Consider the following 15,954-nt stretch of genomic DNA (forward strand, 5'->3'; position numbering starts at 1 on the left):
CGACGACATCGCCGGCATGGCCCGGGACACCGCCAGCCAATGGAACGTGCTGGTCAACCGGCTGGGCGCCGCGCTGCTGTTGCTCAAGGGCGACAGCAGTTTCAGTGCGTCGTGGATGAGCCTCTTCATCGCCGCGAGGCTGGGCGGCGAAAGCCGCTTGCAGCGCGTGAACGAGGGCGCGCGGCAGGTGTGGAAGCTGCTGGGTCAACGGGCCGAAGCCCTGGATGAATGGGTGCGCAAGACCGGCAAGGCGATCGGGGCTGGGCGGGGAGAGCGGATCCTGAACTCGCCGGCGGTGGTCAACAGCGGCGGCGTGGTGCCGTTGGCGGCGTTGCTGGTGAACGTGGTGAATGTGCAGAACTACTTGCGCGAGGCTGCGGTGCTGGAGGGGATGGGAAGCCGGCGGGTGAATGACACGGTTTCGGCGAGTTTGTATGGGGCGGCGGCGTTGGTGGCGGTGGTGGATAGTCAGGTTAGGGTGGGGCTGGGGATCAAGGAAATGGCCTTTAAACTGCCTAATGGCAGGGTGGGAAGTGCACCAATGCTTACGTTGTTTGGTGGGGTGATTGGTGGGTTGTCGGCGGGTGCAGCATCGGCCGAATTCAAGTCTCTACAGGAGCAAATTGAAAAAGCCCAAAACGCCGTCGATCCATGGCTGGAAATGCGTCAGCTCGTAGTCGGAGGACAGATAGCGGCTTTCGGCACCCAGGCATTGTTGGGCGCTTCTTACACAATGAGAGCCTTGGCCGGTTCTATAACAGTGGACGTCGCCATCCTGCGCTACACACTGTACATGGGCCCGGTGAACTGGGTCATCGCCGCACTGGGCGTGCTGTACCTGACGGCCTGGCTCTTCGAGAAAACGCCGCTGCAGCATTTCCTGAGCACCTGCTGCTGGTCCAAGGCGCGGGCGGGCGATTTGGCGCCCATCGCGCCGAAAGCCCAGCAGGACGAGCTCGACCGCCTGTACCTGATCCTCTACACCCCTAGGGTCAGCATGAAGAGCAGCGCAAGGCCGGCCCGTGACGACAGCTTCGCCGGCCTGAAACACGTCAGCGCCGTTGACGCGCTGACCATCGACCTGCCGGGCGCCGAACCCGGCAGTGCCTACCTGGAGCTGAGCATGGTCGGCGATCCCATCGACACCCAGGGCTACAGGCACCTGATCAAGAACAGCCCGGCCAACGGCTACAAGGCGCCACGGCCCTGGCGAGACCTGGCGCCGCACTGGCTGTCCGGCAGCCGGTGCGGGTGGATACCGGTCAAGGAAGGCCAGGGGCTGCGCCTCAGCGGGCCGTTCAAGGAACTGCCGAACGTGCTCGGTTCCCCGCCGAGCACGGTGTTGTTCCGCTTGCGTTACCGCACGCCCCTCACCGGAATGCTCGGTGCCCGCACGTTCATCGGCGGGGAGCGAGGGCTGGCGTTTACCCTGAACAACGACACCGGCGTCGTCGCGCTGCGGGGCGACCCGACCCCCGAGCTGGATCGCGTGCCGAACTACCCGCTCGGCGACGATCACCCCGGCGCCATTTACCTGCAACCCAAGGACAAACGATGAGTACGCCAACGGCCGGCACCACGAAAAAAGGGATGTTTTCGCGCAATGACTATCTGGCGCCATTGCCGATCCCTACGGGGGAAAACCCCTGTGACATGCTCAATACCATCTGGCGCAAGAACGATGTCTTTATTGACATCGGCAACTACAGTATCGGTTCGGCGGTGATGGTGATGTGGCCCATGGTGATGTTGTTTTTAGCCATGTCATTTTTTACTCGAAATCTGAATTCTGATTTCAGTCAAGATGTTCTGATCCTCGGCGCATGCATCATGGCCCTCCCAATTTTTTGGTTCATCCGAGGCCTCTTCCGCGAAGTCCCCTTGCCCGTCCGCTTCAACCGCCAGCGCCGCGAAGTCTGCGTGCCCCGCGACAACGGCGAATACTGGATCGTCCCCTGGGAAACCGTGACCGCCGCCGCCACCCAGCATTCATCGGTCAGTCAGGGCGGCAGGGCCACGATGGGCCTGTTGGTCATCGGCTTCGAAAACCCCGACCCGACCGCCAGCGAGGACAACAGGCATTTTTCGCTGGGCTTCCCTTGCGGCGGCGGCACCACGGCGATGGCGTTGTGGGAGTGCATGCGCAGTTACATGGAGATCGGGCCGCAGGTTTTGCCGCAGACCAACGACTTTGAGGGCGGCCGGGAAAAGCTGCGGGGTCGAGGCGTTATCTGGGGCATCACTTGTGAATACCTGGATGGCATCCGGCAATACTGGGTGGCGCAGGAGTTCGGCAAGGCGGTGTGGTTGGTGATAGGTGCGATCTTCATGAACGTGCCCTTGGCGATGATGCTGCAAGCCTGGAAGTTATCGCCACCCCCCGACCTGCTCCATCCCGACATCCTCGAATGGTCAAAACCCCTGCCCCCCGAACAATGGGCCCAACGCTCCCCGGCGCTTACAGCCGCCATCGCCCAGCGCGAAGCGGAATTGGCCGCTCAAGCCGAGGCGCCGGCATGAGCAAGCCGCCGGCCGGCACCACGAGAAAAGGGATGTTTTCGCGCAATGACTATCTGGCGCCGTTGCCGATCCCTACGGGGGAAAAACCCTGTGACGTGCTCAATACCATCTGGCGCAAGAACGATGTCTTTATTGACATCGGCAACTACAGTATCGGTTCGGCGGTGATGGTGATGTGGCCCATGGTGATGTTGTTTTTAGCCATGTCATTTTTTACTCGAAATCTGAATTCTGATTTCAGTCAAGATGTTCTGATCCTCGGCGCATGCATCATGGCCCTCCCAATTTTTTGGTTCATCCGAGGCCTCTTCCGCGAAGTCCCCTTGCCCGTCCGCTTCAACCGCCAGCGCCGCGAAGTCTGCGTGCCCCGCGACAACGGCGAATACTGGATCGTCCCCTGGGAAACCGTGACCGCCGCCGCCACCCAGCATTCATCGGTCAGTCAAGGCGGCAGGGTTACGATGGGCCTGCTGGTCATCGGCTTCGAAAACCCCGACCCGACCGCCGGCGAGGACAACAGGCATTTTTCGCTGGGCTTCCCTTGCGGCGGCGGCACCACGGCGATGGCGTTGTGGGAGTGCATGCGCAGTTACATGGAGATCGGGCCGCAGGTTTTGCCGCAGACCAACGACTTTGAGGGCGGCCGGGAAAAGCTGCGGGGCCGGGGCGTTTTCTGGGGTACTACTTGTGCGTATCTGGATGGTATCCGGCAATACTGGGTGGCGCAGGAGTTCGGCAAGGCGGTGTGGCTGGTGATAGGCGGCATCCTCTTGAATGGCCCCCTGGCGATGATGTTGCAAACCTGGAAATTATCGCCGCCGCCCGACCTGTCCCACCCCGACATCCTCGAATGGTCAAAACCCCTGCCGCCCGAGCAATGGGCCCAACGCTCCCCGGCGCTTGCAGCCGCCATCGCCCAGCGCGAAGCGGAATTGGCGGCTCAAGCCGAGGCGTCGGCATGAGCGCGCCAACGGCCGGCACCACGAAAAAAGGGATGTTTTCGCGCAATGACTATCTGGCGCCGTTGCCGTTGCGCAACCACAAAAAACCCGCATTTCTGCGGGTTTCTGCTGCCCTCAAGGACGGGCCTTGAGCTGCTCTTCGGCCGCCTTGGCCAGGTCCGGCGGCAGGAAGTCCTTGTCCGGGTTGTAGTCGGGCTTGAGGTAGCGGGTCAGATCCTGCAGGTCGCCGGGGTTGAGCGTGCCGGCCGCCTGCTTCAGGCGCAGGTTGTCGAGGATGTAGTCGTAGCGGGTGTTGTTGTAGTTGCGCACCGAGGTGTAGAGCTGGCGCTGGGCGTCGAGCACGTCGACGATGTTGCGCGTGCCCACCTGATAACCGATTTCGGTGGCTTCCACCGCGCTCTGGTTGGAGATGATCGACTGGCGGCGCGCCTGCACCTGCTCGACGTCGGTGTTGACCGCGCGGTGCAGGTTGCGGGTGCTTTCGACGATCTGCCGGCGCAGGGATTCGCGCTGCTGCTCGCTCTGGTCCAGTTGCGCATAGGACTGGCGCACCTGGGAGCTGGTCAGCCCGCCGCTGTAGATCGGGATGTTCAGCTGCAGGCCCACGGTGCTCTGCTCGACGTTGCCGCGGTAGGGCGTGCCGAAGGCGTTCGGGTTGGAGAAACCGAGGGCATCGTTGTCGCCCTTTTCGTATTTGGCCACCGCATCGAGGGTCGGCAAGTGGCCGGCCTTGCGTTGCTTGAGGGTCTCTTCCGCCGAGCTGACCGCGTAGTTGCTGGCCAGCAGGTTGAGGTTCTGCCGGGCGGCGGTGTCGACCCAGGCCTTGGCGTCGTTCGGCGCCGGCGGCAGGATCGGCAATGTGTGCACGATGCCCTGGATCGAGTTGTACTGACGGTTGGTCAGGGTGATCAGCGCCTCGAAGGCGTCATCCACCTGGCGCTGGGCGACGATCCGGTTGGCCCGGGCGGTGTCGTAGCTGGCCTGGGACTGGAGCACGTCGGTCTTGTCCGACAGGCCCACGTCGAAGCGTTCGTTGGACTGGTCGAGCTGGCGCTTGAACGCGGCTTCCTCGGCCTTGGTCGAGGCCAGGTTGTCCTGGCTGCGCAGCACGTTGAAGTAGCTTTCCGCCGATTGCAGGATCAGGTTCTGCTCGGTGGCGGACAGTTGCAGGGCGGCCTGCTCGTTGACGTCCTTGGCGGCCTGGTACTGGAACCAGCGGTCGGCGCGGAACAGCGGCTGGGCCAGGGTCGCCTGATAGGAATGGGCGCTGCGGTTGGCGGTGGCCGACGGCTGATCGATGCTGGTGCGCACGTTGGCCACTTCGGCGCCGCCGGAGAGGTTGGGCAGCAGCCCGGCGCGGGCCTGGGGCACCACTTCCTTCTGGGCGCCGTACTGCGCGCGGGCGGCGGCCAGGTCGGCGTTGTTGTCGACCGCTTCCTGGTAGACGCTGACCAGATCGGTCTTGGTCGACAACGGCGCTTCCGCTGCCCAGGCCATGGCATTGGACGCACAGGACACGGCGACAGCCAGTGAGAGTTTGCGCAGCATGAGGCGATCCCTAGCTTGAATATTATGAGAATAATCCGGGCGCCAAAGGTAAGGCGCGGCCTGCGCAGCGTCAAGGCGCAGCGGGGCAAGGCGAGTGTAGTAGCGCTTCGGGCCCCTCACAATCCTGGCGAGCCGTGCGATTGCGCCATTCATCATGGTGTTTGCCGTGGCGTTGGCGTTCTTCGGCGGTTGTGTCTAGACTGGCCGGGTTCTTGTCGGGGTGCCTTGCTGTGAGGCTGAGATCGAATCATTTCGGATCCCGTTGAACCTGATCAGGTTAGCGCCTGCGTAGGGAACAAGATTTCTCGTCAGCCCGGCGAGTCCTCTTGTGCTTCGTCCGGGAAATTGTTCGACAATCGAACGCTCGACGACGATGCACAGCACCGCCCCCGGTGCGTCCGTGCCTTTCAGGTTCTGCCCCGACAATCCACTGCCTGGATGCTGTCTGGAGAGCCCGTGATGACGACAAAAGAAAAAAGCGCGATCAACCTCAGTGATTCGGCCAAGGTCGATGAGCAGTCGGTTCAGCCGTTCACCCGTTCGCAAAAAGTCTACGTTCAGGGCTCGCGCCCGGACATCCGCGTGCCGATGCGCGAAATCACCCTCGATGTGACCCCCACCGACTTCGGCGGCGAGATCAACGCCCCCGTCACCGTCTACGACACCTCGGGCCCGTACACCGACCCGAATGTGGTGATCGACGTGCGCAAGGGCCTGGGCGACGTGCGTTCGGCCTGGATCGAAGACCGCGGCGACACCGAGCGCCTGGCCGGCCTGAGCTCGGACTTCGGCCAGCAGCGCCTCGCCGACCCCGAGCTGACCAAGCTGCGCTTCGCCCACGTGAACAACCCGCGCCGCGCCAAGGCCGGGGCCAACGTCAGCCAGATGCACTACGCGCGCAAGGGCATCATCACCGCCGAGATGGAATACGTCGCCATCCGCGAAAACATGAAGCTGCAGGAGGCCCGCGCCGCCGGCCTCCTGAAGCAGCAGCACGCCGGCCACAGCTTCGGCGCGAGCATCCCCAAGGAAATCACCCCTGAGTTCGTGCGCGAAGAGATCGCCCGGGGCCGCGCGATCATTCCGGCCAACATCAACCACACCGAACTGGAACCGATGATCATCGGCCGCAACTTCCTGGTGAAGATCAACGGCAACATCGGCAACAGCGCCCTGGGTTCGTCCATCGAAGAAGAAGTGGCGAAACTGACCTGGGGCATCCGCTGGGGCTCGGACACCGTGATGGATCTGTCCACCGGCAAGCACATCCACGAGACCCGCGAGTGGATCATCCGCAACTCGCCGGTGCCGATCGGCACGGTGCCGATCTACCAGGCGCTGGAGAAGGTCAACGGCGTGGCCGAAGACCTGACCTGGGAGCTGTTCCGCGACACGCTGATCGAGCAGGCGGAGCAGGGCGTGGACTACTTCACCATCCACGCCGGCGTGCTGCTGCGCTACGTGCCGCTGACCGCCAAGCGGGTGACCGGCATCGTGTCCCGCGGCGGTTCGATCATGGCCAAGTGGTGCCTGGCGCACCACAAGGAAAACTTCCTCTACACCCACTTCGAAGAAATCTGCGAAATCATGAAGGCCTACGACGTCAGCTTCTCGCTGGGCGACGGCCTGCGTCCGGGCTCCATCGCCGACGCCAACGACGAAGCGCAGTTCGGCGAACTGGAGACCCTGGGCGAGCTGACCAAGATCGCCTGGAAGCACGACGTGCAGTGCATGATCGAAGGCCCGGGCCACGTGCCGATGCAGTTGATCAAGGAGAACATGGACAAGCAGCTGGAATGCTGCGACGAGGCGCCGTTCTACACCCTCGGCCCCCTGACCACCGACATCGCGCCGGGCTACGACCACATCACCTCCGGCATCGGTGCGGCGATGATCGGCTGGTTCGGCTGCGCCATGCTCTGCTACGTGACGCCGAAGGAGCACCTGGGCCTGCCGAACAAGGATGACGTGAAGACCGGGATCATCACCTACAAGATCGCGGCCCACGCCGCCGACCTGGCCAAGGGGCACCCGGGCGCGCAGATCCGCGACAACGCCTTGAGCAAGGCACGGTTCGAGTTCCGCTGGGAAGACCAGTTCAACCTCGGCCTGGATCCGGACACCGCCCGTTCGTTCCACGACGAGACCCTGCCGAAGGACTCGGCCAAGGTCGCGCATTTCTGTTCGATGTGCGGGCCGAAGTTCTGCTCGATGAAGATCACCCAGGAAGTGCGCGAATACGCGGCCAACCAGCGGATCGACGCGGTGGACGTGGACGTCGCCCAGGGCATGGCCGAGCAGGCCGAGCGGTTCAAGAAGGAAGGCAGCCAGCTGTACAAGAAGGTTTGATCCGGCCGTAAAAAAGGGGCCTGCACAGGCCCCATCGCCGGCAGGCTGGCTCCCACAAAGGATTTGCGGCGTTCGCGAGTTCTGTGTGGGAGCCAGCCTGCCGGCGATAGCGATCGACACAACAACACATGTCCCTCTGAGATAACACCCTTGAGCATTCAACCCAGCACCTATTCCCCCGACCTCGCCGTGCCCGCCGACAAGCGCGTGTTCGGCGGCCGTGATCTGTTTTCCCTGTGGTTCTCCCTCGGCATCGGCCTGATGGTGCTGCAGACCGGTGCGCTGCTGGCGCCGGGCCTGGGCCTGTCGGGCGCGTTGCTGGCGATCTTCCTCGGCACGCTGGTGGGTGTCCTGCTGTTGGCCGCCGTCGGCGTGATCGGCAGCGACACGGGCCTGTCGTCGATGGCGGCGCTCAAGCTCAGCCTCGGCCGCCAGGGCGCGAGCCTGCCGGCGCTGCTCAACCTGCTGCAACTGATCGGCTGGGGCTCGTTCGAGATCATCGTCATGCGCGACGCCGCCAGCCTGCTCGGCACCCGCGCATTCAGCGAGGGTTCACTGTGGGCGAACCCGGTGCTGTGGACGCTGTTCTTCGGTGCGCTGGCCACGCTCCTGGCCGTGAGCGGGCCGCTGACGTTCGTGCGCAAGATCCTGCGCAAGTGGGGTATCTGGCTGCTGTTGGCCGCGTGCGTCTGGCTGACCTGGAACCTGTTCGCCAAGGCTGACCTGGCGGCCCTGTGGGCGCGTTCGGGCGACGGTTCGATGCCGTTCGCCGTGGGCTTCGACATCGCCATCGCCATGCCGCTGTCGTGGCTGCCGCTGATCGCCGACTACTCGCGTTTCGGCAAGCGGGCGAAGAACGTGTTCGGCGGCACCGCCGTCGGTTTCTTCATCGGCAACTTCTGGCTGATGAGCCTGGGCGTGGCCTACACCCTGGCGTTCGCGCCGAGCGGTGAAGTCAACGCGCTGCTGCTGGCATTGGCCGGGGCGGGGCTGGGGATTCCGCTGCTGCTGATCCTGCTGGACGAGTCGGAGAACGCTTTCGCCGACATCCACTCGGCGGCGGTGTCCAGCGGGATCCTGCTGCGGCTGAAGGTGGAGCATCTGGCGCTGGCCATCGGCGTGGTCTGCACCCTGATCGCGCTGCTGGCGCCGTTGGCCCAGTACCAGAATTTCCTGCTGCTGATCGGTTCGGTGTTCGCGCCGCTGTTCGGCGTGGTGCTGGTGGATCACTTCATCCTGCGCAAGCGCAGCGGCCAGACCGCTTCAACCGCGCTGCGCTGGCCGGCGCTGTTGGCCTGGCTGGGCGGCATCAGCACCTATCACCTGCTGGCCAACCTGTATCCGGACGTGGGCGCGACCCTGCCGGCGCTGGTGCTGGCAGGGCTGCTGCAGCTGGTGCTTGGCCGGGCCTTCAGTTACGGCCGGGAAACAGCTCAGGCTTGAGGATGCCGTTCAGGCGCGGGTAGGGGATCTTCAGTTCGACGTGGCCCAGCGCGTAAGGCGCGATGGTGGTCACGTCGTACTTGAGGATGACGCCGCCGTAGGTCAGCGCCACGTTCGGGGTCTTCACGAACGGCCAGTTCTTCACGAAATCCGCTTCCTGATCGAGCTTGGTGCTGATCAGCCAGCTGTTGTGCGCCACTTGCGCAGCCTTCCAGAACGCCTCTTCCTGGCCCGGCAGCAGCATGTCCGAAAGGGTCAGCACCTTGTGCTGCTGGCGCGAATAGTTGATGAAGCCGCGCCCTGGCGTGCCGTGGGCGCCGCCGGTGTCGAGGTAGCTCGACAGTTCGACGATCACCAGTCCGTCATGCTGCTCGCGTACCTTGGCCTGCAGGTAGCTGCTGTTGCGCGGGCCGGCGTCGCGCAGGAACTGCTCGCGGTAGGCCGCCAGGGTCGGCGCGCTCGGGGCGCCCGGTTCGGTGCGGGTCATCTGCAGCAGGCGTTTTTCGATGATGCCGTCCAGCGCAGGCTCGGCCGGGAAGCGCAGGGTGTCGATGTTCACCAGCGGGCAGTCGGCGTTGGCGCAGCCGGGCTTGAGCTGTTCGGACGCGTCGCGGACGGTTTCCAGCGGCGTGCGGTAGTTGGGCTGGAACAGGCTGGCGCAGGCGCCCAGGGTCAGGGCGACGGCAGCCACGGAAGCGATTTTGAAAAGCGACATGGACGTCCTTTCGAAAGCAGGGGAAGGCGAAAAAGTTACGGCTTCGACTCTCAACGGAGCAGTCAGTTCGCCACTAAGCTAATTAGAGTGGGTTTCGCCTCCACCGTCCATCCCGCTGACGGTAAAGGGGCTGCATCAAACCGTACGGGCGCGTTAGGATGGCGCGAAGTCGAGGCCGCAAGTGACCAAGAGGCGCCTCGTGTCGGATTCGCAGTAAAGAGGATGCTCATGACCGATTTCGCCAAAACCACTCCGAGCGCCGTTGATATCGTGCGGCGCGAGCAGTGCTACAAGGGCTTCTACCGGCTCGACCGGCTCTACCTGCGCCATGAGCTGTTCGACGGCGGCATGAGCCGTGAGATCGACCGCGAGCTGTTCGTGCGCCACGACGCGGTGTGCATGCTGCCTTACGATCCGCAGCGCGATGAAGTGGTGCTGATCGAGCAATTCCGCATCGGCGCGCTGGACAAGACCGACAACCCTTGGCTGGTGGAACTGGTCGCCGGCCTGATCGACAAGGACGAGGAGCCGGAAGAGGTCGCCCGCCGCGAGGCCCAGGAAGAGGCCGGGCTGGACATCAAGGCCCTGTGGCCGATGACCCGCTATTTCCCGTCGCCGGGGGGCAGCGACGAATTCGTCCACCTGTACCTGGGGCGCTGCAGCACCGAAGGCGTCGGCGGCTTGCACGGGCTGGTCGAGGAGGCCGAGGACATTCGCGTCACGGTCTGGGCCTTCGAAGATGCCCTGCAGGCGGTGCGCGACGGTCGCATCGCCAATGCGGCGAGCATCATCGCCCTGCACTGGCTGGCGCTGAACCGCGCCGAAGTGAGGGGGCTATGGTCGTAAGCCTGCAGCGCGACCGCTACCGGGTCGACCTGGCGGGGCTGCAGGCGGCCTGCGAGGCGAACTACGCGCGTCTGATGCGCCTGCTGCCGGACATGCGCCACGAACCCCAGGCGCGGCGCATCGCCATGACCCAGGGCGACCAGATGCTTGGCGTGCTGACCCTGGAAGTGCTGCAGGCCTGCCCGTACACCACGACCCTGCAGGTGCGCCAGGAGCACAGCCTGCCGTGGCTGCCGGTGCCGCAGCTGGAGGTGCAGGTCTACCACGACGCGCGCATGGCCGAAGTCATCAGCGCCGAGCACTCGCGGCGCTTTCGCGGTATCTACCCTTATCCGAACGCGGCCATGCACCAGCCGGACGAAAAGGCCCAGCTCAACCTGTTCCTCGGCGAATGGCTGAGCCACTGCCTGGCCTGCGGCCACGAGTACGCGGCGGTCCGATAGCGGCGAGTTGTGAACTGCGTCCGGTTCGCCGGTTTCCCCTTTTGCCGATCCCCCAGCATAATTGCCGCACCCTTTGTGATTCCGCCTGGGAGAACGCCTTGCCGAGCGTATCCACGTTGACCACCGCCGATGCGGCGTTGCTGGTGCAGTTGTCCGACAGCCACCTGTTTGCCGAAGCGGACGGCACCCTGCTGGGCATGAACACCCGCGACAGCCTGCAGAAGGTCATCGAACTGGTGCTCGGCCAGCAGCCGCGGATCGACCTGATGATCGCCACCGGCGACCTGTCCCAGGACGGCACGCTGGCGTCCTACCAGGCGTTTCGCCGCCTGGCCGAACAGATCGACGCCCCTTCGCGGTGGATCCCCGGCAACCACGACGAACCGCAGGTCATGGCCGAGGCGGCCGTGCAGAGCGCGTTGCTTGAACCGGTGGTGGACATCGGCAACTGGCGGGTGACGCTGCTCGATTCGGCGGTGCCCGGCTCGGTGCCGGGGTACTTGCAGGACGAGCAGCTGCAATTGCTCGCCCGCGCCCTGAGCGAGGCGCCCGAGCGCCATCATCTGGTGTGCTTCCATCATCACCCGGTGCCCATCGGGTGCGCGTGGATGGCGCCGATCGGCCTGCGCAACCCCGAGGCGTTCTTCGAGGTGCTGGACCGCTTTCCCCAGGTTCGGGCGGTGCTGTGGGGGCACGTGCACCAGGAAATAGACCGCGAGCGCAACGGCGTGCGGCTGATCGCCTCGCCCTCGACCTGCATCCAGTTCGAGCCGGGCAGCGACGACTTCAAGGTCGGCGAACAGGCGCCGGGCTACCGCTGGCTGCGGCTGTTGCCGGACGGGCGGCTGGAGACCGGCGTGGAGCGCGTGACCGGGTTCGACTTCACCATCGACTACGGCTCCAACGGCTACTGAGCCCTCCAACGGCAGCGCTGCTCCCTGCGGGAGCGGGCATGCCCGCGAAGGCGTCCGCACAAACGTCCCCGAACCGGCTGACTCCCTGTAGACTCCGCATTTCTTCGCCGACGCCCAGGGAGCTCAAATGTCCGGTTCGATCCTCTACATCCACGGTTTCAACAGCGCTCCGGCCTCGAAAAAGGCCTGTCAGCTGGTCGAAGTGATGGAGCGGCTGGGCCTGGGCGGCCAATTGCGGGTTCCGGCGCTGCATCACCATCCCCGCGAAGCCATCGGTCAGTTGGAACAGGCGATCGCCGAGCTGGGCCGGCCGCTGCTGGTGGGAAGCTCGCTCGGCGGCTACTATGCGACTCACTTGGCCGAGCGCCATGGCCTGAAGGCCTTGCTGGTCAACCCGGCCGTCAGCCCGCACCGGATGTTCGACGGGTTCCTGGGCACGCAGAAAAACCTGTACACCGACGAAACCTGGGAGCTGACCCACGACCACGTCACGGCCCTGGCCGAACTGGAAGTGCCGGCGCCCCAGGATCCGCAGCGCTATCAGGTGTGGCTGCAGACCGGCGACGAAACGCTGGACTATCGCCTCGCCCAGCGGTATTACCGGGCCTGTGCGTTGCGCATCCAGGCCGGCGGCGACCACGGCTATCAAGGTTTTGCCGCGCAATTGCCGGCGCTGCTCGGGTTTGCCGGCATCGGCGCCGATATGTATCAGGCAATCGATTTCACCGCACTGTGAAACCTTGCCCCATTTTCACTGAATCACTGACGACGAGACCCTATGGCCACTCCCAGCGCTAGCTCCTATAACGCCGACGCCATCGAAGTCCTCTCGGGCCTCGACCCGGTGCGCAAGCGCCCCGGCATGTACACCGACACCAGTCGGCCGAACCACCTCGCCCAGGAAGTCATCGACAACAGCGTCGACGAAGCCCTGGCCGGCCACGCCAAGTCGGTGCAGGTCATCCTCCACCCCGACCACTCGCTGGAGGTCTGCGACGACGGCCGCGGCATGCCGGTGGACATCCACCCGGAAGAGGGCGTGTCGGGCGTCGAGCTGATCCTCACCAAGCTCCATGCCGGCGGCAAGTTCTCCAACAAGAACTACCAGTTCTCCGGCGGCCTGCACGGCGTGGGCATCTCGGTGGTCAACGCCCTGTCGACCGAAGTCCGCGTGCGGGTCAAGCGCGACGGCAACGAATACCAGATGACGTTCAAGGACGGCTTCAAGGCGTCCGAGCTTGAGATCGTCGGCACCGTCGGCAAGCGCAACACCGGCACCAGCGTGTTCTTCTCGCCGGACCCGAAGTATTTCGACTCCGCCAAGTTCTCCATCAGCCGCCTCAAGCACGTGCTCAAGGCCAAGGCCGTCCTGTGCCCGGGCCTGTCGGTGACGTTTGAGGACAAGAGCACCGGCGAGAAGGTCGAGTGGCACTACGAAGACGGCCTGCGCTCCTACCTGGTGGACGCGGTCAGCGAATTCGAGCGCCTGCCGAACGAGCCGTTCTGCGGCAACCTGGCCGGCAACAAGGAAGCCGTGGACTGGGCGCTGCTGTGGCTGCCCGAGGGTGGCGACGCGGTGCAGGAAAGCTACGTCAACCTGATCCCCACGGCCCAGGGCGGCACCCACGTCAACGGCCTGCGCCAGGGCCTGCTCGACGCGATGCGCGAGTTCTGCGAATTCCGCAGCCTGCTGCCGCGCGGCGTGAAGCTGGCGCCGGAAGACGTCTGGGAGCGCATCGCCTTCGTGCTGTCGATGAAGATGCAGGAGCCGCAGTTCTCAGGCCAGACCAAGGAGCGCCTGTCGTCCCGCGAGGCGGCGGCGTTCGTCTCCGGCGTGGTCAAGGACGCGTTCAGCCTGTGGCTCAACGCCAACCCGGAGACCGGCCTGGCCCTGGCGGAACTGGCGATCAACAACGCCGGCCGCCGCCTGAAGGCGAGCAAGAAGGTCGAGCGCAAGCGCGTCACCCAGGGCCCGGCGCTGCCGGGCAAGCTGGCGGACTGCGCAGGCCAGGACCCGATGCGTTCCGAACTGTTCCTGGTGGAGGGCGACTCCGCCGGCGGCTCGGCCAAGCAGGCGCGGGACAAGGAATTCCAGGCGATCCTGCCGCTGCGCGGCAAGATCCTCAACACCTGGGAAGTCGACGGCAGCGAAGTGCTGGCCAGTCAGGAAGTGCACAACATCGCGGTGGCCATCGGCGTCGACCCGGGCGCCGAGGACATGAGCCAGCTGCGCTACGGCAAGATCTGCATCCTCGCCGACGCCGACTCCGACGGCCTGCATATCGCGACCCTGCTGTGCGCGCTGTTCGTCCAGCACTTCCGCCCGTTGGTGGATGCCGGCCACGTCTATGTCGCGATGCCGCCGCTGTTCCGCATCGACCTGGGCAAAGAGATCTACTACGCCCTGGACGAACCCGAGCGCGACGGGATCCTCGACCGCTTTGTGGCCGAGAAGAAGCGCGGCAAGCCGCAGGTCACCCGATTCAAGGGCCTGGGCGAGATGAACCCGCCGCAGCTGCGTGAAACCACCATGGATCCGAACACCCGGCGCCTGGTGCAGCTGACGCTGGGCGAAGACTACGCCCAGACCTCGGAAATCATGGACATGCTGCTGGCGAAGAAACGCGCCGGCGACCGCAAGACCTGGCTGGAGTCCAAGGGCAACCTTGCCGAGGTGCAGGCCTGATGCGGTTTGGCGGGATCCTGGCGGGTGCGTTGCTGCTGGCTTCGACGTTTGCCTGGACAATGGCGTCCGCCGAGCCGGCGCCGCAGCTGCGGCTGCTGGCCGAGCACCCGGTCGAAGGCATGCGCGGCGGCAACCTGTCGGGGCTCGCGCTGTGCGGCAACGAGCTGTGGACCGTGTCGGACCGCGACGATGACCAGATCTACCGCCTCGACACCCGCGACCCGGTCTGGCGCGCGGAAACCGTGCGCATCGACCCTCCGCCGGTGCCGGACAGCGGCCTGCCGTGGGGCATCAGTTCGCGCACCTGGGCGGCTTCGTTCGTGCGCGGCGGCGACCTGGACTTCGAAGGCATCGCCTGCGACGGCGCGGGCAACCGCTACGTCGTCAGCGAGGCCCATGCGGCGGTGCTGCAAGTGCCGGCGCAAGGGCAGGCCGCGTGGCTGAAGATCTCGCCGCTGCTGGTGCGCGAGGCCCGGGCCAGCGGCATGCTGCTGCACTTCAACGCCCTGTTCGAAGGGTTGGCGATCAACCCGGCGGGCGACCGGATGTGGCTGGCCGCCGAGCGTGAGCGCCGCGGCCTGCTGCGGATCAAGCGCCAGCAGACGGTGTGGGACTGCGACGGCGGCTGCGTGCTGCTCAGCGAAGCCGGCGTCGAGATGCAGCCGCCGCAGTTTCCCAAGGCCCGGGCGGTCACCCGTGACTTCGCCGACCTGTCGCTGTTCGACGGCAAGCTGTTCACCCTGGAGCGCAATGCGTTCCAGATCTGCCGGCGCGACCTGGAGACGGCCAAGGTCGAGCGCTGCTGGTCGTTCGCCGAAGACGCCTTGCAGGAAAAACGCCGTTATCCGCAGCCCTACGGGCTGGCGGAGGCGCTGGTGATCGACGCCCAGGGCGCCTGGATCGGCCTCGACAACAACGACGGCGCCCGCGCCGACGGCGAGAAGCGTCCGATCGTCTGGCGCTTTGCCGCCCCCGACGGCGGCTGGAGCGCCAAGCCATGAGCCCGCAGCCGCCGGGCAAGCGCGCCGGCCGGGTGATGATGATCCTGGCCTGGTGCGCGGCGCTGTTTCTGGCCACGCGGTTCTTCGGCCAGTGGGAAGAGCGTCAGCAGAACCCCAACGTGGTGGTCAGCTCTGAACAGGGCGACGGCTACATCGAGGTGAAACTGGCCGGCAATGCCCAAGGGCATTTCGTCGCCAGCGGCCAGATCAACGGTCAGACGGTGGAGTTCATGCTCGACACCGGCGCGACCGACGTGTCGATCCCGGCGGACCTGGCCGCGCGCCTGAAACTGGAAGAGGGGTTCGGCGTGACCCTGAGCACGGCCAACGGCCTGAGCCAGGGCTACCGTACCCGGATCGACCGCCTGCAACTGGGCGACATCGTGCTGCGGGACGTCCGCGCACTGGTGGCGCCCGGCCTGCACGGCGAACAGGTGCTGCTCGGCATGAGCGCCCTGAACAAACTTGAATTCACCCAGCGCGGCGGCACCATGCTGCTGCGCCAGACAACGAACCGATGAGGCCCG

General features: G+C 65.2%; 14 protein-coding genes, 1 pseudogene and 1 riboswitch. Of the genes and pseudogenes, 13 read left to right on the forward strand and 2 right to left on the reverse strand.

All coding sequences use genetic code 11. The features are described from left to right. The 4 genes and pseudogenes from CAG41_RS28970 to CAG41_RS28975 form a co-directional block, all read left to right on the forward strand. A pseudogene (locus tag CAG41_RS28970) lies at positions 1-1,558 on the forward strand (hypothetical protein); the annotation flags it as partial. Further along, positions 1,555-2,520, forward strand: a complete 966-nt coding sequence (locus tag CAG41_RS26110; RefSeq protein ID WP_085657235.1) for a hypothetical protein — start codon at positions 1,555-1,557, stop codon at positions 2,518-2,520. The pseudogene CAG41_RS28970 and the gene CAG41_RS26110, both read left to right, overlap by 4 nt. Continuing rightward, on the forward strand, positions 2,517-3,482 hold the full coding sequence (locus tag CAG41_RS26115; RefSeq protein ID WP_085707673.1) for a hypothetical protein: 966 nt from the start codon (positions 2,517-2,519) through the stop codon (positions 3,480-3,482). The genes CAG41_RS26110 and CAG41_RS26115 overlap by 4 nt, the downstream gene beginning before the upstream one ends. Continuing rightward, complete coding sequence (locus tag CAG41_RS28975) at positions 3,479-3,613, forward strand: hypothetical protein (protein ID WP_256575690.1); 135 nt, start codon at positions 3,479-3,481, stop codon at positions 3,611-3,613. The genes CAG41_RS26115 and CAG41_RS28975 overlap by 4 nt, the downstream gene beginning before the upstream one ends. Here CAG41_RS28975 and CAG41_RS26120 read toward each other — a convergent pair. Beyond that, the gene (locus CAG41_RS26120; protein WP_085630984.1) at positions 3,597-5,030 is read right to left on the reverse strand and encodes a TolC family outer membrane protein; all 1,434 of its coding nucleotides are present in this window, start codon (positions 5,028-5,030) and stop codon (positions 3,597-3,599) included. The two genes, CAG41_RS28975 and CAG41_RS26120, sit on opposite strands and share 17 nt — an antisense overlap. 206 nt (positions 5,031-5,236) lie before the next feature. Continuing rightward, a riboswitch (TPP riboswitch) is annotated at positions 5,237-5,342 on the forward strand. A 147-nt stretch (positions 5,343-5,489) separates the two neighbouring features. On the opposite strand from CAG41_RS26120, the gene thiC reads away from it, so the two are divergent. Further along, positions 5,490-7,379: a phosphomethylpyrimidine synthase ThiC gene (thiC, locus tag CAG41_RS26125; protein WP_085630982.1), complete on the forward strand. Its 1,890-nt coding sequence runs from the start codon at positions 5,490-5,492 to the stop codon at positions 7,377-7,379. A 150-nt stretch (positions 7,380-7,529) separates the two neighbouring features. Next, positions 7,530-8,822 (forward strand): putative hydroxymethylpyrimidine transporter CytX, encoded by a 1,293-nt coding sequence (gene cytX / locus CAG41_RS26130; RefSeq protein ID WP_085582948.1) that lies wholly within the window; start codon positions 7,530-7,532, stop codon positions 8,820-8,822. On the opposite strand, the gene CAG41_RS26135 is transcribed toward cytX, so the two are convergent. Then, positions 8,791-9,537 carry an RsiV family protein gene (locus tag CAG41_RS26135; RefSeq protein WP_085582946.1) on the reverse strand — a complete coding sequence of 249 codons (747 nt, stop codon included), beginning with the start codon at positions 9,535-9,537 and terminating at the stop codon, positions 8,791-8,793. The genes cytX and CAG41_RS26135 overlap by 32 nt on opposite strands. Positions 9,538-9,765: 228 nt before the next feature. Between CAG41_RS26135 and CAG41_RS26140 the strand changes: the two genes are divergently transcribed. The 7 genes from CAG41_RS26140 to CAG41_RS26170 all read left to right on the forward strand — a co-directional run bounded on the left by CAG41_RS26140 (position 9,766) and on the right by CAG41_RS26170 (position 15,948). Further along, complete coding sequence (locus tag CAG41_RS26140) at positions 9,766-10,383, forward strand: NUDIX domain-containing protein (protein WP_085582944.1); 618 nt, start codon at positions 9,766-9,768, stop codon at positions 10,381-10,383. After that, positions 10,374-10,826, forward strand: a complete 453-nt coding sequence (locus CAG41_RS26145) for a DUF1249 domain-containing protein (RefSeq protein WP_085582942.1) — start codon at positions 10,374-10,376, stop codon at positions 10,824-10,826. Before CAG41_RS26140 ends, CAG41_RS26145 begins: the two co-directional genes overlap by 10 nt. A gap of 98 nt (positions 10,827-10,924) precedes the next feature. Next, positions 10,925-11,740: a 3',5'-cyclic-AMP phosphodiesterase gene (cpdA, locus tag CAG41_RS26150; protein ID WP_085582940.1), complete on the forward strand. Its 816-nt coding sequence runs from the start codon at positions 10,925-10,927 to the stop codon at positions 11,738-11,740. Positions 11,741-11,867: 127 nt separating this feature from the next. Next, positions 11,868-12,476 carry a YqiA/YcfP family alpha/beta fold hydrolase gene (locus CAG41_RS26155; protein ID WP_085582938.1) on the forward strand — a complete coding sequence of 203 codons (609 nt, stop codon included), beginning with the start codon at positions 11,868-11,870 and terminating at the stop codon, positions 12,474-12,476. Between the two features lie 42 nt (positions 12,477-12,518). After that, positions 12,519-14,426, forward strand: a complete 1,908-nt coding sequence (gene parE, locus CAG41_RS26160; RefSeq protein WP_085582936.1) for a DNA topoisomerase IV subunit B — start codon at positions 12,519-12,521, stop codon at positions 14,424-14,426. Continuing rightward, positions 14,426-15,427, forward strand: a complete 1,002-nt coding sequence (locus CAG41_RS26165; RefSeq protein ID WP_085640583.1) for an esterase-like activity of phytase family protein — start codon at positions 14,426-14,428, stop codon at positions 15,425-15,427. Before parE ends, CAG41_RS26165 begins: the two co-directional genes overlap by 1 nt. Beyond that, complete coding sequence (locus CAG41_RS26170) at positions 15,424-15,948, forward strand: TIGR02281 family clan AA aspartic protease (RefSeq protein WP_085582932.1); 525 nt, start codon at positions 15,424-15,426, stop codon at positions 15,946-15,948. Before CAG41_RS26165 ends, CAG41_RS26170 begins: the two co-directional genes overlap by 4 nt. The last annotated feature ends 6 nt before the right edge of the window (positions 15,949-15,954 follow it).

Source organism: Pseudomonas sp. B35(2017), from assembly GCF_002113645.1.
Taxonomy (GTDB): domain Bacteria; phylum Pseudomonadota; class Gammaproteobacteria; order Pseudomonadales; family Pseudomonadaceae; genus Aquipseudomonas; species Aquipseudomonas ekonensis.